Source organism: Streptomyces sp. WY228 (assembly GCF_019287315.1).
Classification (GTDB): domain Bacteria; phylum Actinomycetota; class Actinomycetes; order Streptomycetales; family Streptomycetaceae; genus Streptomyces; species Streptomyces caviscabies.
In genome coordinates this window covers 7,942,342-7,959,228 of the sequence record NZ_CP079114.1, presented here as the reverse complement: position 1 = coordinate 7,959,228, position 16,887 = coordinate 7,942,342, and the positions used below count along the sequence as shown (strand labels likewise).

Annotated in this window: 15 protein-coding genes, 1 pseudogene and 1 riboswitch; of the genes and pseudogenes, 4 read left to right on the top strand and 12 right to left on the bottom strand. The window is 71.1% G+C overall.

What is annotated here, in order from left to right:
• Positions 1-113: 113 nt before the first annotated feature.
• The 9 genes from KV381_RS34705 to KV381_RS34665 all read right to left on the bottom strand — a co-directional run bounded on the left by KV381_RS34705 (position 114) and on the right by KV381_RS34665 (position 7,237).
• On the bottom strand, positions 114-431 hold the full coding sequence (locus tag KV381_RS34705) for a hypothetical protein (protein WP_030084949.1): 318 nt from the start codon (positions 429-431) through the stop codon (positions 114-116).
• On the bottom strand, positions 428-868 hold the full coding sequence (locus KV381_RS34700; RefSeq protein WP_030084950.1) for a hypothetical protein: 441 nt from the start codon (positions 866-868) through the stop codon (positions 428-430). Before KV381_RS34700 ends, KV381_RS34705 begins: the two co-directional genes overlap by 4 nt.
• A gap of 1 nt (position 869) precedes the next feature.
• Positions 870-1,736: a hypothetical protein gene (locus KV381_RS34695; RefSeq protein WP_030632495.1), complete on the bottom strand. Its 867-nt coding sequence runs from the start codon at positions 1,734-1,736 to the stop codon at positions 870-872.
• A 77-nt stretch (positions 1,737-1,813) separates the two neighbouring features.
• Entirely contained in the window at positions 1,814-2,212 is a 399-nt protein-coding gene (locus KV381_RS34690; RefSeq protein WP_030084952.1) for a DUF6221 family protein, read from the bottom strand.
• Between the two features lie 94 nt (positions 2,213-2,306).
• Entirely contained in the window at positions 2,307-2,762 is a 456-nt protein-coding gene (locus tag KV381_RS34685) for a VOC family protein (protein ID WP_030632498.1), read from the bottom strand.
• Between the two features lie 3 nt (positions 2,763-2,765).
• Positions 2,766-4,430, bottom strand: coding sequence for an MFS transporter (locus tag KV381_RS34680; RefSeq protein WP_218787050.1), 1,665 nt, complete (start codon positions 4,428-4,430; stop codon positions 2,766-2,768).
• 158 nt (positions 4,431-4,588) lie between these two features.
• Positions 4,589-5,605: an NAD(P)/FAD-dependent oxidoreductase gene (locus KV381_RS34675; RefSeq protein WP_193463532.1), complete on the bottom strand. Its 1,017-nt coding sequence runs from the start codon at positions 5,603-5,605 to the stop codon at positions 4,589-4,591.
• Entirely contained in the window at positions 5,602-6,129 is a 528-nt protein-coding gene (locus KV381_RS34670; RefSeq protein ID WP_086778130.1) for an isoprenylcysteine carboxyl methyltransferase family protein, read from the bottom strand. The genes KV381_RS34675 and KV381_RS34670 overlap by 4 nt, the downstream gene beginning before the upstream one ends.
• A 55-nt stretch (positions 6,130-6,184) precedes the next feature.
• Positions 6,185-7,237: a type III polyketide synthase gene (locus tag KV381_RS34665; protein ID WP_218787049.1), complete on the bottom strand. Its 1,053-nt coding sequence runs from the start codon at positions 7,235-7,237 to the stop codon at positions 6,185-6,187.
• Positions 7,238-7,355: 118 nt separating this feature from the next.
• Between KV381_RS34665 and KV381_RS34660 the strand changes: the two genes are divergently transcribed.
• Both KV381_RS34660 and KV381_RS34655 read left to right on the top strand, forming a co-directional pair.
• A complete protein-coding gene (locus KV381_RS34660; protein WP_218787048.1) occupies positions 7,356-8,324 on the top strand; it encodes a UbiA family prenyltransferase in 969 nt (322 codons plus the stop codon).
• Between the two features lie 164 nt (positions 8,325-8,488).
• Entirely contained in the window at positions 8,489-11,440 is a 2,952-nt protein-coding gene (locus KV381_RS34655; RefSeq protein ID WP_103538517.1) for a CARDB domain-containing protein, read from the top strand.
• Between the two features lie 187 nt (positions 11,441-11,627).
• On the opposite strand, the pseudogene KV381_RS36830 reads toward KV381_RS34655, so the two are convergent.
• Positions 11,628-11,836: pseudogene (locus KV381_RS36830) on the bottom strand (protein kinase family protein); the annotation flags it as partial.
• Between the two features lie 177 nt (positions 11,837-12,013).
• On the opposite strand from KV381_RS36830, the gene KV381_RS34650 reads away from it, so the two are divergent.
• Together KV381_RS34650 and KV381_RS34645 are read left to right on the top strand one after the other, a co-directional pair.
• Complete coding sequence (locus KV381_RS34650) at positions 12,014-13,093, top strand: dihydrodipicolinate reductase (RefSeq protein WP_030084965.1); 1,080 nt, start codon at positions 12,014-12,016, stop codon at positions 13,091-13,093.
• Positions 13,090-13,572 carry a carboxymuconolactone decarboxylase family protein gene (locus KV381_RS34645; RefSeq protein WP_030084966.1) on the top strand — a complete coding sequence of 161 codons (483 nt, stop codon included), beginning with the start codon at positions 13,090-13,092 and terminating at the stop codon, positions 13,570-13,572. The genes KV381_RS34650 and KV381_RS34645 overlap by 4 nt, the downstream gene beginning before the upstream one ends.
• Before the next feature lie 75 nt (positions 13,573-13,647).
• On the opposite strand, the gene KV381_RS34640 is transcribed toward KV381_RS34645, so the two are convergent.
• Entirely contained in the window at positions 13,648-15,291 is a 1,644-nt protein-coding gene (locus KV381_RS34640; protein WP_181007995.1) for a GMC oxidoreductase, read from the bottom strand.
• A gap of 181 nt (positions 15,292-15,472) precedes the next feature.
• Positions 15,473-16,306: a transglycosylase SLT domain-containing protein gene (locus KV381_RS34635; RefSeq protein WP_218787047.1), complete on the bottom strand. Its 834-nt coding sequence runs from the start codon at positions 16,304-16,306 to the stop codon at positions 15,473-15,475.
• Between the two features lie 5 nt (positions 16,307-16,311).
• Positions 16,312-16,501: riboswitch (cyclic di-AMP (ydaO/yuaA leader) on the bottom strand.
• Between the last annotated feature and the right edge of the window lie 386 nt (positions 16,502-16,887).

Genomic DNA, 16,887 nt, shown 5'->3' with positions numbered 1-16,887 from the left:
CTCCTCACCAGAGAGCAACGCCATTTTGCTGTGGATCACCTTCACCGTCACCGGCCCGTACCACACCGACTACGGTCCGTTCAGGGCCTGTCGGCGCCCCGGGCGAGGCCCCCTCAGGGCGCCAGCAGCCGCCAGAGCAGCAGCGACCCCACCCCGCAGACGAGCAGCCCGGCGACCAGAGCCAGCGTTCCCCGGCGTACGTTGTCGGGCTGGAAGCCGCCGAGCACGCTGAAGCAGAGCCGGATCCCGTGGGCCACGGCCAGCGCCCCGCACACGGTGACGGCGAACCCGGCCGCGATGGCGTCCCACTGGTCCTCGAACGCCCGTTGATACGGCCCGGGCTCCCGGGTGGCCAGTACGTATCCGGCCGAGGTGAACAGGGCGGCGGGGAAGGCCACCAGGCCGAAGAAGAGGGTCAGGCGTCGGATCACCGGAACGCCCCGCTCTCCACCGGGAAGCGGGAGAGGCGTTCACGGACCGACCGCTTCAGCCGTTCCTCCCACCGGTCGCGCTCGGCGACATGGGTGAACAGCTCCCGCATCCGGTTCACCTCTTCGATCATGGCGCGTTCCTCCTCGGCGAACCGCCGGTTCAGGGGCCGTTCGATCCTCAGCAGAAGGGCGACACAGGCCGCGAGCGAGAGCGCCGCCACGGTCAGGCCGACCACCACGAGCACTCCCCCGGGACCGTCGCCGGTGGCGGCGGCGAGCGCCAGCACCACCGGGATCAGCACCGCGAGCGCGGCCGAGGCGATCCGGGGCCGCCGGACCCGTCGCAGCCGGGCGCTCAGGGCCTGGACGCCGGACAGCCGTCGTTCCGCGGCCGTCAGGGTCCGCAGGAACGCCGCTCCGCCGTCGATCGCGGCCATGTCAGCCCCCGTTCCGCTGGGTGATGAACGACTGGAGTTCCTGGCCGAAATGGGAGCGCAGCGCGCCGATCTGCGCGTCGTCGAGCTGGGAGGTCCGCACGGGCAGCCCCGGCAGGAACTGGTGGCGGATCAGCCGGGAGGCCATCGGGAGGACGGACAGCCGCAGCGACGTCTCGTTCTCCAGGTCCCGCATGAGCGCGGCGAACGGGGACTCGCGGCGGGCCCGCCCGGGGATGTAGTGGTCGCGGGCCTCATCCAGCCGGTCCCAGTACAGATCGCTCTTGGACACCGCCACGATCAGCCAGCGCAGCCGCTTGGCCAGCTGTCCGTCGATGATCGCGTCGACCAGCAGCCGGAAGTCGGCCGCCTCCTTGCGGCGGTGCCAGTTCCGTACGGCTTCCTGGTCCACGTCGCCGTCGGCGGCGAGCGCCTCGTGGACGTCGCGCTGGGAGGCGCGCTGCCAGATCCTGTTGTGCCCCCAGCAGACGACGTGCACGATGCCGTGCGGGGAGGCGTCGCCCTGCATCGTGTCGTGCAGCGCCCGTTGCCGCTGGGTGGACAGCTGCCCCGGGATGACGGTGATGGCGGCCCGGGTGCGGCGGTTGCCGGAGCGCAGGACCGTGGCGTGCTTCTCGATGTCGGGGCTGCGGGTGCTGTCGCTGTCGCCGGTGCGGATCGACTGGGTCAGCGCGTCGTACAGGACGGTCTTGCCCGCGCCCGCCTCGCCGGTGACGGCGATGGGGTTGACAGAGAGGCCGAGCCGTCCGTTCAGGGTGGCCACGCCGGGCCCGGGCCCCTGGCCGCCGCCGTCCACCGCGTGCCGGACGCTCTCCCACCGTGATCGGGTGTTCTCCCAGACGTCGGGCACGCGCGCAGCTCCCCCGGGTAGGCCGATGGGGAGATGCTATCGATCAACAGGGCGCGGTGCACCGGCACTTGCGGGATTCACTGGATGAACCGGGGCAGCCAGCGCGCCTGGTAGTCGGGGTGGCTCGCGTACTCCGCGGCGAGCTGCCGTACGGCGAAGCCCAGGCCGACCGCACGGCCGGAACGGAAGTCCTCGGCCGGGCGGTCGGTGTCCAGGCCGGCCACCTCGACGTACTCGCCGAGCATCACGCGGTTGGTCTCGATGCGCTCCAGGGTCCGCGCGGGGTTCTGGAGGGCGATGTGCTGGTCGAAGCCCCGGCCCCGCACCGTGAACGCCACGCCGCCGGTGCGGTCGTGGACCTCGCCCGGCACGTCGGCCGGGCACCGCCATCGGTCCCCGCCGGCGGCCAGGGCGACCTGTTCCTCGTCGGCGAGCCGTGCCTTGACGAAGGCCACCATGTCTGCGTTGCCGGCCATTGGATGCCGCTCCCTTGCGCTGAAAGATCTCTGCACTCGATACGGGGAGCATTCTGGTGGACCGGACGCGGCACGATCCACCTCCGCATCCGGTTCACCCCACCGTGTCCCCCGCACCGCCCGCGGCCAGGTCGGCGAGAACCTTGTGCAGGGGCTCGGTCTCGCGGCGGCGGTACTCCTGCACGGCCCAGCCGTTGCCGTCCGGATCGGTGAAGTACATGAAGGTCGCGCCGTCGTCGGGGGCGTACCGCTGCGGCTCGGAGACCTCGACGCCCCGGCCGACCAGCTCGGCGTGCGCGGCCTCGATGTCGGTGACGCAGAGCTGGAGGCCGTGGTACGTGCCCGGCCGCGGGTCTCCGGTCGGGTTGGGCAGTCCATCGGTGAGGGCGATCGAACACCCGGACCCGGGCGGCGTGAGCTGGACGACGCGGGCGCCCGGCATCACCTCGCCGTCGATGTCGACGTGGAAACCGATCTTGTCCCGGTAGAAGTCCCGGGCCCGGTCGACGTCGGTCACGGGAAGCACGATCACTTCGAGGGTCCAGTCCATGGGTCAGTGCCCTTTCGCGGGTCGGTCGGTGTCCGGGTCGGCCCCCGGTTCGTCCGGGGCGGATCGTGATGTGCCGGATGTTCGCGGAGTGTCCGCGTCGCCGTCCGCCGCTGCCGTTTCCGTGTCCCCGCCGAGCGGTGTCGCGCCGCCCTGGAGGCGGGCCAGATCGGCGGGCCGGACCTGGATGATGAACAGGGCGACCAGGGCGGCGAACACGGCGAAGCACGCGGCGACGACGAAGGCGCTGGAGACACCGGAGGTGAGGACCTCGTCGCCCCAGGGCGGCGGCAGCTCGCCGGTCCTGCGGAACTCCAGGAGCTGGGCGGGGGTTCCCTCCCGGAGGAACTCCGGCACCTGGTCGGTCGCCGCGTTGCGGCTGGCCGTGCCGAACGTCGTGACCAGGATCGACAGCCCCAGCGAGCCGCCGACCTGCTGGGTGGCGTTGAGGATACCGGAGGCGGCGCCCGCCTCCTTCGGGGCGACGCCCGAGACCGCCATCAGGGTCAGCGACACGAACTGCATGCCCATGCCGAAGCCGAACACCAGCATCGGGCCGAGGATCGAGCCGAGGTAGGAGCTGTGGACGTCGGTCAGCGTCAGCCAGCCGAGCCCGGCGGCGGCCAGGAGCGCGCCCACCACCATGAAGGGTTTGGGTCCCCAGCGGGGCAGCAGCTGCGAGGCCAGTCCCGCGCTCACCGCGATGACGGCGCTCACCGGCAGGAAGGCGAGGCCGGCCCGCAGCGGGCTGAAGTCGAGGACGTTCTGCACGAACAGGGTGAGGAAGAAGAACATCCCGAACATCGCCGCGGCGAGGCTGAGCATCATCGCGTAGGACCCGGCGCGGTTGCGGTCGCGGAACATCCACAGCGGCGTGATGGGCTGCTTCGAGCCGCGTTCGACCATGATGAACACCGCGAGGAGCACCACGGCGGCCGCGAACGAGCCGAGGGTGAGCGGGTCGGTCCAGCCGTCCTCGGAGGCACGGATGAAGCCGTAGACGAGCAGCACCATGCCGACCGTCGACGTGAGCGCGCCGGTGACGTCGAAGTGGCCGGGGCGGCGTTCGGACTCGGGGATGAAGCGCGGGGTCGCGAAGGCGATCAGCAGACCGATCGGGACGTTGACGAACAGGACCCAGCGCCAGTCCAGCCACTCCACCAGCACTCCGCCGGCGAGCAGCCCGATCGCGCTGCCGCCCGCCGAGACGGCGGCGAACACCCCGAACGCGCGGTTGCGTTCCGGGCCCTCGCGGAAGGTGGTGGTGATCAGCGACAGGGCGGTGGGCGAGGCGATGGCGCCGCCGACACCCTGGAGGGAGCGGGCGGCCAGCAACTGCCAGCCCTCCTGGGAGAGTCCGCCGAGCAGCGAGGCGAAGACGAAGAGGAGCACGCCGAAGATGAAGACCCGGCGGCGGCCGAGGATGTCGCCGAGGCGTCCGCCGAGCAGCAGCAGTCCGCCGAAGGTCAGGGTGTAGGCGTTGACCACCCAGGAAAGGTTCTCGGTGGAGAACCCCAGGTCCTTCTGCATGTGCGGCAGCGCGATGTTGACGATGGTGACGTCGAGCACCACCATCAGCTGGCACGAGGCGATGACCAGCAGTGCCAGTCCGCCCCGGTGTCGGTCAGAGGTCTTTGCCGTGTCTGCGGGGGTCGCGTGGGAGCCCGTCATAGTGCGGTTCGTCTCTCGTGCCGAGGGCGTTTCGCCCCGTGGGAGCGGCCGGTCTCCGCGTCGGTCGGGTGAACGCGGACGTTCGCCCGACCGACGCTATGACGGAACCCGGGGCCTCGCCAATCGAACCGTCGGCGGGTCCGCGCGGGCCTCTCGGCTCACTGCAGCGCGTGGACCGCGGCACGGAAGACGGCGGGCGCCCGGTGGGCCGCGGCGACGATCAGCCGCCCCGAGGACGGGTGGCCGGCGGCGCCCAGCAGGGCCGCGGTGAGCAGGCGGTAGCGTCGGGTGGCCCGGGCCCAGCGGCGGGGGTAGTCCTCGGGCCGCCCGGCGGTCAGGCAGTCGACGGCGGCCGTGGCGGTGGCCACCGCGAGGGCGATGCCCTCCCCGGTCAGGGCGTCCACATAGCCCGCGGCGTCGCCGACCAGCAGGACCCGCCCGGCCCGCGGTTCCAGCGCCCGCTGCCGCAGCGGACCGGCCCCGCGTACGGGGGTGGCCCCGGGTCCGTCCGCGAGGCGGGCCGCTAGGGCGGGGAAGGCGGCCAGGTGCTGGTCGTAGGGGCGGCGGTCGCGGCTGAGGACGGCCACTCCCACCAGGCGTTCGCCGACCGGGGTCACGTACGCCTCGCCGTGCCGCGACCAGTGCACCTCGACGTGGTCGGTCCACGGGGCGAGCGGGTAGTGGCGGCGCAGCCCGTAGCGTCCGGGCCCGGCGACGGGCCGGTCGAGGCCCAGGGTGCGGCGCAGCGGCGAGTGGAGGCCGTCGGCGGCGATGAGCCAGCGCGCGGTGAGTCCGGCGGCGGTGACGGTGCGCTCGTCCTGGCGGATCTCCCCCGCCTTTCCGGCGACGACGCGTACGCCGAGGGCGGCGGCCCGCGCGTGCAGGGCGGTGTGGAGTTCGGTGCGGCGGACGCCCGCGCCGGGGCCGCCCCGGAAGGCGGCCTCCGCGCTGCGCCGGCCGTCGGTGTAGCGGATGCCGCGCAGCTCGTGGCCCGTCACCCGGACGCCGAGGTCGCGCAGGGCGGCGACGCCGCCCGGCATGATGCCCTCGCCGCACGCCTTGTCCACGGGGGTGGTGCGCGGTTCGATTACCACCGCCTCCAGGCCCGCCTGTGCGGCCCGGATCGCGGCGGCCAGTCCGGCCGGTCCGCCGCCGGCCACCAGGATGTCGATCACGCCGGTGCGTCCACGGCCGACAGGCGGGCCAGGGCCCGGTCCTCGCACCGGATCCGTACGGCCATGAGCGCGGCGTTGAGGGCGGTGAACACCAGTGCGGTCGCCCACGCCCCGTGGACCAGGGGCAGTGCGAGGCCTTCGGCGGCGACGGCGACGTAGTTGGGGTGACTCAGCCACCGGTAGGGGCCGCCGGTGACGCGGGGCAGGCCGGGGACGACGATGACGCGGGTGTTCCAGCGGGGGCCGAGCGTGCGGATGCACCACCAGCGCAGCGCCTGCGCGGCCACGACGACGGCGACCAGGGCCCAGCCGAGGACGGGCGGGAAGGGACGGTCGGCGAACCGGACCTCCGCCAGGCAGCCGGCCAGCAGGGCGGTGTGCAGGGCGACCATGGCCGGATAGTGCCCGCGGCCCGATTCGGTGCCGCCGCGGGCGAGGCTCCAGGCGGTGTTGCGGCGGGCCACGACGAGTTCGGCGAGGCGCTCGGCGGCGACGGCCAGCACCAGGAGGGTGTACCAGGTCATACGGGGCTCCCGTTCACGGGCGGGCGCGGGTGGCGGGCCATCGGGTCTCTCCGTCCTACCAGCGCAGGAGCACCAGTTCGCAGCAGAATCCGGGGCCCATGGCCAGCAGCAGCCCGGGGGTGCCCGGTTCCGGGCGGCGCTGCTCGATCGTGTCGCGCAGGACGTGCAGGACCGAGGAGGAGGACAGGTTGCCGACGTCGGCCAACGAGCGCCAGGTGACGTCGAGCGCGCCGTCGGGCAGATCGAGGACCTCGGTGACGGTCTCCAGCACCTTGGGGCCGCCCGGGTGGCTCACCCAGTGGGCGACGTCCTTCGGTTTGAGGCCGTGTTCGTCGAGGAACTCCCGTACGTCGTCGGCGAGATAGCGGCGGACGACGTCGGGCACCGCCGGGTCGAGGACCACGGTGAAGCCGGTGGCGCCGATGTCCCAGCCCATGACGTGCTCGGTGTCCGGGTACATCCGGCTGCGGGTGGCCACGATCTCGGGTCCGGCGACGGCCCGGCGGCCGCCGAGGGCGACCAGGGCGGCGGCGCCGTCGCCGAACAGCGCGGTCGCCACCAGGTTGGCGGGCGAGCTGTCGTGGCGCTGGAAGGTGAGGGAGCAGAGCTCGACCGACAGGAGCACGGCCACCTCGTCGGGGTGGCCGAGGAGGTAGTCGTGCAGCCGGGCCGTCCCGGCGGCCCCGGCGACGCAGCCGAGGCCGAAGACGGGCAGCCGTTTGACGTCCGGCCGCATGCCGAGGCGGGTCACCAGCCGGGCGTCGACGGAGGGGGCGGCGATGCCGGTGACGGAGGTGAACATCAGCAGGTCCACATCGGTGGGCCGCAGCCCCGCCGCCCGGAGCGCACCGCGTACGGCCTGGGCGCCGAGGTCGACGGCGGACCGGATGAACACGTCGTTGGAGGCGCCGAAGCCGTCGAGTTCGCGGTAGGCGTCCAGCGGCAGCGCGGTGTGCCGGGTGCGGACCCGGGCGTTCTCGTGCAGCCGGTCCAGGACCCGGCGGTCGGCGCCGGGCGGCAGACAGGTCCGGGCCACCATGTCGGTGACCTCGCGCTGGGTGTGGCGGTGGGGCGGCAGGGCCCCGTGCACCGCGGCGATGCGGGTCATCCTGCCTCCTGCTTCGGTGGCGTCATGCCCCCATCCTTCCCACAAAAGGTGATGAATCGTGGCAAAGGACCCGCCCGGTCGCCGCATTGACGGAGCGACAGGCCCCTACGATCGCCCGATGGACGCCACGGACGGGGTGAGCCCGGCGGATGCGGTTACGGCCGGAGCGGATGCGGCGGGCGCGGATCCGGCCGGCACGGTTCCGGCGAACGCCGCCGCGGCCCGCGCGATGCCGGCGGACGCGGTTCCGGTCGGTTCCCTGCGGCGGGGCCCGGTCGTGGGGCTCGCGCTCGCGTGTCACCCGGGGCCGGCGCTCGCGGTGACCGCGCTCGCCTGCGCCCTCGCCCTCGGCTCCGGTCTCGGCGTGCCACGCTCCGCGCTGGTCGCGGCGGCAGTACTGACCGGCCAGCTCTCGGTGGGCTGGTGCAACGACGCGTACGACGCCCGGCGTGACGCCCGCGCCGGCCGCCGGGGGAAGCCCGCGGCCGACGGCACGGTGGCGCCGGACACCGTATGGGTGGCGGCCGGCGTGGCGCTCGCCCTGTGCCTACCGCTCTCACTGGCCTGCGGGATCCTCGCCGGTACGGTGCACCTCGCCGCGGTCGCGGCCGCCTGGCTCTACAACCTGCGGCTCAAGGCGACCGCCCTGTCCTGGCTGCCGTACGTCACCGGATTCGCCGCCCTGCCCGCCGCCGTCGCCCTCTCCGGGCCGGGCGGAGGGTGGCCCCGGTGGTGGACGGTGGCGGCCGGGGCCCTGCTCGGGTTCGCGGCGCATCTGGCCGACACGCTCCCGGACATCGCGGCGGACCGGGCCGACGGAATCCGGGGGCTGCCGCACCGGCTGGGCGACGCGGGGACCCGACTGCTGCTGCCGCTGCCGCTCCTCGGCGCCACGGCGGTGCTGGCGTTCGGGCCGCCCGGACCGGTGGACGCCTTGGGCGTGGCGGCGCTGATCCTGGCCGGTGGAGCGGCACTCGTGGGACCGGCGTTCGGCCACCGGTGGCGCAAGGCCGCGCTGGCCGGAGCGGTGGCGGTGGCGGCGGTGGATCTGGCGCTGCTGCTGGCCCGGGGCGCGACCGGATCCTGAACGGGCCCACCCAACCTTGGATTTGACGCCTCATCAGTTTCTGCGCCCGCATGACATGCCCATGCGAGGACCGTTGACAAATCCGAAACAGCGCAGAAATCTATGAACCTCCGACCGCAAAAGATTGACTTGCCGCCTCAAATATTGTGGAAGCAGAGGACATCATGAGATGGAAACGACTCACCGGACGGTCGATCACCGGGCTTCTGATAGCCGGAATGGTCTCCGTCGGACTCCTGCCCGTCACCGCGAGCGCGGCTGAGGCCACCGATCTGGCCCGCGGCAAGACCGTCACCGCCAGCGGGTCGCACGGCGAGTTCCCGGCCGCCAACGCCAACGACGGCAAGGTCGACAGCTACTGGGAGTCGAACGGGCTCCCCGCCGACCTCACGGTGAAGCTCGGGGCAGACGCGGACCTGGAGTCCGTGGTGGTCAAGCTGAACCCGGACCCGATCTGGGCGAGCCGGACGCAGGACATCCAGGTGCTCGGCCGGGCCCAGGACGGCACCGCGTTCACCTCGCTGCGGGCCCGCGCCGGCTATGCGTTCGACCCGAGCGGCAACAGCAACACCGTGACCATCCCGGTGGACGGACGCGTCGCCGACCTCCAGCTCAGGTTCTTCTCCAACACCGGGGCGCCGGGCGCCCAAGTGGCCGAGATCCAGGTCCTGGGGACGGCCGCGCCCAACCCCGACCTCACCGTGAGCGCGCTTTCCTGGAGCCCGTCCGCCCCGTCCGAGACGGATGACATCACGGTCGAGGGGACCGTACGCAACATCGGTTCGGCCGCCTCCCCCGCGACGACCGTCAACGTGAGCCTGGGCGGCGTGGTCGTGGGCAGCGCCCCGGTCGGCCCGCTCGCCGCGGGAGCGTCGGCCGGGATCTCGGTCGAGGTCGGCAAGCGGCCGGAGGGCTCGTACACCGTCTCGGCGCTGGTGGACCCGACCGACACGGTCGTCGAGTCGGACAACGCCAACAACAGCCGTACCACCGCCTCGCCGCTGGTGGTCGGGCAGAGCCCGGGCCCGGACCTGGAGGTCCGCTCCATCACCTCCAGCCCGGCCAACCCGGCGGTCGGCGCGGCGGTGACCTTCACCGTGGCGGTGCACAACCGCGGCACCAGCGCGGTGAGCGCGGGCACCGTCACCCGGCTGACCGTCGGCTCCACCACGCTCAACGGCACCACCCCGGCCATCGCGGCGGGCGCCACCGCGAACGTCACGCTCGGCGGCAGCTGGACGGCGGCGAGCGGCGGCGCGACGCTGACCGCCACCGCGGACGCCACGGACCTGGTCGCGGAGACCAGCGAGACCAACAACGTCTTCGCCCGCTCCATCGTCGTCGGACGCGGCGCGGCCGTGCCGTACACCGAACTGGAGGCGGAGGACGCCGAGTACGACGGCACCCTGCTGCAGTCCGACGCCGTGCGCACCTTCGGGCACACCAACTACGCCACCGAGTCCTCCGGCCGCGAGTCGGTGCGGCTCGACTCCACCGGTGAGTTCGTGGAGTTCACCTCGACCGCCCCGTCGAACTCCGTCGTCGTCCGCAACTCCATCCCGGACGCGCCGGGCGGTGGTGGCCGTGAGGCGACCATCAGCCTGTACGCCGACGGCGAGTTCGTCCGCAAGCTCGACCTCTCCTCGAAGCACAGCTGGCTGTACGGGAACACCGACAGCCCCGAAGGACTCACCAACACCCCCGGCGGCGACGCCCGGCGGCTGTTCGACGAGTCCCACGCCCTGCTCACCCAGACCTACCCGGCGGGCACCAAGTTCCGGCTCCAGCGGGACGCGAGCGACAACGCCTCCTTCTACGTCATCGACCTGATCGACCTGGAGCAGGTGGCGGCGCCGTCGTCGCAGCCGTCGGGCTGTGTGTCCATCACGACGTACGGCGCGGTGGCGAACGACGGGATCGACGACACGGACGCGATCCAGCGTGCGGTGACGGCGAACCAGAACGGTGAGATCGACTGTGTGTGGATCCCGGCGGGCCAGTGGCGCCAGGAGCAGAAGATCCTCACCGACGACCCGCTGGACCGGGGCCAGTGGAACCAGGTCGGCATCCGGGACGTGACGATCCGGGGCGCGGGCATGTGGCACTCCCAGCTCTACACGCTGACCCCGCCGCACGAGGCGGGCGGCATCAACCACCCGCACGAGGGCAACTTCGGCTTCGACATCGACGAGAACACGCGCATCTCCGACATCGCCATCTTCGGCTCCGGCACCATCCGCGGCGGCGACGGCAACCACGAGGGCGGCGTCGCGCTCAACGGCCGGTTCGGCAAGGACACGAAGATCAGCAACGTCTGGATCGAGCACGCCAACGTGGGCGTCTGGGCCGGCCGTGACTTCGACAACATCCAGGAGCTGTGGAACCCGGGCGACGGCGTCGAGTTCACCGGCATGCGGATCCGCAACACCTACGCCGACGGCATCAACTTCGCCAACGGCACCCGCAATTCCACGGTCTACAACTCCTCGTTCCGCAACACCGGCGACGACGCGCTCGCCGTCTGGTCCAGCAAGTACGTCAAGGACCAGTCCGTCGACATCGGCCACGACAACAGCTTCCGCAACAACACCATCCAGCTGCCGTGGCGCGCCAACGGCATCGCGATCTACGGGGGTTACGGCAACAAGATCGAGAGCAACATCATCTCCGACACCATGAACTACCCGGCCATCATGCTGGCGACCGACCACGACCCGCTGCCCTTCTCCGGGCAGACACTGATCGCCAACAACGCCCTGTACCGCACCGGCGGAGCCTTCTGGAACGAGGACCAGGAGTTCGGCGCGATCACCCTCTTCCCGCAGAATCTGCCGATCCCCGGAGTCACGATCCGCGACACGGACATCATCGACTCCACCTATGACGGCATCCAGTTCAAGACGGGCGGCGGGCTGATGCCGGACGTCACGATCGAGAACGTCCGGATCGACACGTCCAACAACGGATCCGGCATCCTCGCGATGGGCGGCGCCCGCGGCAACGCGACGCTCACCGATGTGACGATCACCGACTCGCGCGACGGCGATGTACTGATCGAGCCCGGCTCGCAGTTCACCATCACCGGCACCCCGAGCGGCGCCCGCGCGAAGCGCTGAACCCTCTGAGCTGTTCCCGGGCCGGCGGCTCCCCCGCAGACCCGGGAACACCCTCTTCTCCCGGTGGATTCGGCCGTGTTCTCGTACAGCTGCCGCCACCCGTCGTGGAGCGGACCGTGATGGAGCTGCGGTCCTGGAGCGGATGGGGCAGAGCCGTCTCGCCGGTAACGGTGTCGGGGGCGTGGTTCAGCTCGGAGTCCGTCAAAGGGAGCCGCTTGACGAAGACGCGCAATCCGTTGATGTCCAGCTCTGCCGACCTGCCGCCGATGCCCGACCCGAGCGAGTAGCGGCTGCCACGACTTCCCCGAGCCGGTGATCGCTCAACAAGGAGAGCTGTGTGCTCTCCGTCCCGTAACCAGCCAGGCGCGCGGCGCGCAGCACATCCCGGTCCAGCATCGACGGCTCCTCGGTGCCCGAACCGGGGCTTCGGCAATCCCGCGTAGGGCACCGAACTTACGCCGCACCGCCGAACTCAGCGCTGCATGACGGGTGGCGGCAGCTGTGCGAGAACCCGGCCGATTTGGTGGAGTCACGGCTCTGGGAAGTACAAGGCCCCGGAGCTACCCTCCGCGCATGATTCCCACGGTTGTCTGGGGTACCGGCAATGTCGGCCGCGCGGCGATCCGCGCCGTCGCGGCCCATCCGGCACTGACACTCGCCGCCGTCCTCGTGCACGATCCCGCCAAGGTCGGCCGCGACGCCGGCGAGCTCGGCGGTCTCGGGCGCACGCTCGGGGTCGCGGCCACCGACGACATCGCCGCCGTCCTGGCCAGCCGCCCCCGCGCGGTGGTCTACGCGGCGTCCGGCGATATCCGTCCCGACGACGCCCTCACCGACATCGGCCGGGCGATCCGGGCCGGCGCGGTGGTCGTCACGCCCTCCCTCTATCCGCTCTACGACCAGCGCAACGCCCCGCCGGAGCTGCGGGACCCGGTCCTGGCCGCCGTCGCCGAGGGCGGCGGTTCCCTCTTCGTCTCCGGCGTCGACCCGGGCTGGGGCAATGACGTCCTGCCGCTGCTGGTCAGCGGTCTCGGCACCGAGGTGGACGTCATCCGCTGCCAGGAGATCTTCGACTACTCCACGTACGAGCAGGAGGAGTCGGTGCGCCATCTGATCGGGATGGGGCACCCGATGGAGTACGAGCCGCTGATGCTGGCGGAGAGCGTTCCGACGATGGTGTGGGGCGGTCAGATACGGCTCATGGCGCGGGCGCTGGGCGTCGAGCTCGACGAGATCCGCGAGACGCTGGACCGCCGGGCGCTGGAGACGGCGGTGACCACGCGCACGATGGGCGCGTTCGCGGCGGGCACCCAGGGCGCGGTGCGCTTCGAGGTGCAGGGCATCGTGGACGGCGAGCCCCGCATCGTCATCGAGCACATCACCCGTATCCACCCCTCGTGCGCCCCGGACTGGCCGTCGCCGCCCGACGGGGTGGGCGCGCACCGGGTGGTGATCGAGGGCCGTCCCCGTATCGAGGTGACGGTGGAGGCGTCCGACGAGGGCGAGAACCGGTCGGCGGGCGGGAACGCCACCGCGGTCGGGCGGCTCGTCTCGGCGATCGACTGGCTGGTGGACGCGAAGCCGGGCCTGTACGACGCGCTCGACGTTCCGCTGCGGCCTGCGGTCGGCAGGCTGGGAAGGAGACCGGCATGATCATCGATGTTCCGGAGGGCCAGGAGCCCATCGGCTATGTATGGGGGGAGATGGTGCCCGGCATCGGGATGGCCGCCGCCACGTTCTCCATGTCGGTGTACGAGCACACGACGCTGGGGCTGCGGGAGTTCGAGGCGGCGAGGCTGCGGGTGGCGCAGATCAACGGGTGCCTGTTCTGCCTGGACTGGCGGACCGAGCGGGACGGGGCGAAGGTCGAGGAGGAGTTCGCCGGGGCGGTGACCGAGTGGCGGACGACCGACGCCTTCGACGAGCGGACCCGGCTCGCGGCGGAGTACGCCGAGCGGTACACGCTCGACCATCACGGTCTGGACGACGCCTTCTGGGAGCGGATGACCGCGCACTACAGCCAGGCGGAGATCGTGGAGCTGACGATGAGCATCGGCTCGTGGCTGGCGTTCGGGCGGCTCAACCATGTGCTGGGGATCGACGCGGTGTGCGTGCTGCCCGGTCACGGGTGAGGGGCGGGGCCCCCACGGACGGAGTCCGGGGCCGCCGGGTTGGCACTCCCGGCCCCGGGCTCTTTCGTGGTTCGCCTACAGATCGGTCGCGATGATCCGTTCGATGTTGCGTTCGGCGAGCGCGGTGATGGTGACGAACGGGTTCACGCTGGTGTTGCCGGGGATCAGCGCGCCGTCGATGACGTACAGGCCGGGGTAGCCGTGCAGCCGGCCGTAGTTGTCGGTGGCCTTGTCCAGAACCGCACCGCCCAGCGGGTGGTAGGTGAGGTGGTCGCCCCAGATCTTGTAGACGCCGAAGAGGTCCGTGCGGTAGATCGTCCCCTCCTTCTGGTTGATCTTGTCGAAGATGGTCTTCGCGGCGTCGATGGACGGCTGCTTCCACGCCGTCTGCCAGTTCAGTTCGGCCTTGCCTGCCGCCGCGTTCCAGGTGAACTGCGCCCGGTTGGGGTTCTTGGTGATCGAGAGGTAGAAGGAGGCCCAGGTCTCGATGCCGGTGGGCAGCGGAGCGACTTCGGCGAACGCTCCGCCGGCGTCCCAGTTGTCGATGCCGCCGGTCGGGATGGACGACTGCACCTTCCCCGTCGGATCCCAGAGGTGGTTGGCCCGCCCGCACATGACGTTGCCGTTGTCGCCCCAGCCCTTGCCGATCTCGTTGTTGAGGAGGGGCAGGGCTCCGGTGGCCTTGAGGCCGACGAGCAGCTTGCTGGTGCCGACGCTGCCCGCGGCGAAGAACACCTTGTCCGCCGTGACGGTCTTGGTGACGGTGGTCCGGCCGCCGGTGTCCAGCTGGTCGATGAGTACGGTGTAGCCGCCGCCGGGGGCCGGGGTGACGGTGGTGACCTTGTGGAGCGGGGAGATGGTGACCCGGCCGGTGGCCCTGATCCGGTCGATGTAGGTCTTCTGGAGCGACTTCTTGCCGTGGTTGTTGCCGTAGAGGATCTCCGCGTCCAGCGCCGACCTGGGTACGGTTCCGGCCGCCTCCTGCTTCATGTAGTCCCAGTCGTACACGGCGGGCACGAAGAGGAACGGGAAGCCGGAGCGCTGCGCGTGTTTTCGGCCGACCCGGGCGTACTGGTAGCAGTCGACGGTGTCGAACCAGGCGGGATCGATGGTGGTGACGCCCAGCCCGCTGTTGGCGCGCGGGTAGTAGGTGCGGTACATCTCCTCGGCGTTCACCGTCGGGAGGATCGCGCCGAAGTTCTCCCGGCGCGGGGTGACGGCCATGCCGCCGTTGACCAGGGATCCGCCCCCGACGCCGCGGCCCTGGTAGACCGTGATGCCGCCGAACTCCTCGGCGTCCAGGATGCCGGTGTAGCGGTTGACGTCCTTGTCGAGGGGAAAGCCGAGGAAGTTGCTCAGCGGCTGCTTGGTCCGGGTCCGCAGCCAGTAGGAGCGGTCGTCCGGCTTGGTGGTATTGGCGAAGATCTTGCCGTCCGCGCCCGGGGTGTCCCACGCCATGCCCATCTCGACCATGTGGACGTCCGTACCGGCCTGGGCGAGCCGGAGGGCGGCGACGGAGCCGCCGTATCCGGTGCCGACGACCAGGACCGGCACATGGGCCCCGGAGCCGATCGGCGCTGCTGCCGCCCGGGCGCTCGCCCACACCGGGGCGGCGGTCCCGGCCAGCGCCGCGACTCCCAGAAGAGAACCTGTTCCAGTGATGAATCTTCGACGCGAGACACCCGTCGCCCCGCTGTCCTGCACGGTAGTGTCACTCATGTGACATCCCTCACTCTCGACAGAGTGCAACAGGTTCTACTGTCGATCGCGTGGTAAGTCACTAGAAACTTGGGGGTAACTTCCCGGTGCCGCCCGGCAGGAGATCCGGCGGGACGGACCGGCATGCCGAAGAGGCCCCGGACCGTGTGGTCCGGGGCCTCTTCGGGCCGGGCGCGAAGGATCAGTAGGCGCCGAAGACGTTGTCGATCGAGCCGTAGCGGTCCGCGGCGTAGTTGCACGCGGCCGTGATGTTGGCGACCGGGTCGTAGCTGTCGGTCGAGGTGCCGGGCACGTGGTAGGCCTGGAAGGTCGGGTCGATGACCTGGAGCAGGCCCTTGGACGGGGTGCCCTTGACCGCGTTGGAGTCCCAGTTGTTGATCGCGGCCGGGTTGCCCGAGGACTCGCGCATGATGTTGCGGTGAATGCCCTCGTAGGTGCCGGGGATGCCGTGCTGGGCCATGACCGCGAGCGATTCCTTGATCCAGCCGTCGAGGTCGTTGGTGTAGGTGACGGCCTTCGCGGCGGCCGGAGCGGCCTTCGCCACCGGGGCGGTGCCCGTACGCTCCGAACGGTCGGCGCGGTCCGCCGACGCACCACGTGCGGTGGCGTCGGAAGCCTTGGCGGACTTGGCGTCCGACGGGGCGGCGGCCTTGTTTCCGAGCGTCAGCTTGATACCCGGGTGAATAAGATCGGGATTCCCTCCGACGATCTTCCGGTTGCCTTCGTACAGCTTCTTCCATCCGCCGCTCACGGAATGCTCGCGGGCGATCCTGGAAAGAGTTTCGCCGGCCACCACGGAATGCTGGGCGGGCGCGGCCTGTACGGCGGAATTCGCCTGGGGGGCCACTGCGGCGGGGGCCACGGCCTGCGGCGCGGCGGTGGGAGCGGGGGCCGCGAAGGCGCTGGTGGCGCCGATCACGGGGAGCGCGAGAACGGCTCCGCCGGTGGTCACGGCGGCGAGGCCACGACGCAGCGAGGTGGACTGGGTACGGCGGTGCTTACCCTTTGCGGGCATGGGGGATTTCCTCTCTCCGGCGCCTGCGAGGTGAGCTGTCGGGTTCAGACGGGAGATGCCTGGCCGCACGGTCGTGCGACTTCACCCCAAGCCGTTCCGGTTACGGTTCGGCGACTTACCTGGGTCCCCCGCTCCTGCCGTACGTGAGTGGGTTTCGGATTCCCGGACGGCGGCAGGATTCGGCGTTCCATCCGGATTGACGGTGACCGTAGGCGAGAAACGCGGGACAGAACAAGCCCCGCATTCCGGATTCCCTTTTCCCCGCATGATCGAATGCTGGAATTCCCGGATCGGGCCGCACCGTCACGGCGTCAACTTTCTTCGCACAGAAGGGAACCGATGCCTCCGCTTCTGCGTCCACCCCCTCGGACGTGACGCTCACCACTCGCTCACGGCGATGGCGAAAACACGCCCAGGCAAATGCATCAAACAGCTCGGAAACACCTTTACGGATATACAGAGTAAAAGAAGCAAATCGACCATATAGGCATAACGAAACGGGCTAATCGGACACTCTGGGTGGGGGCGGTCGAAGGGCCCGCGGGACGATCGCTTACGGTGTGGGGCGGAGACTAGTAAGC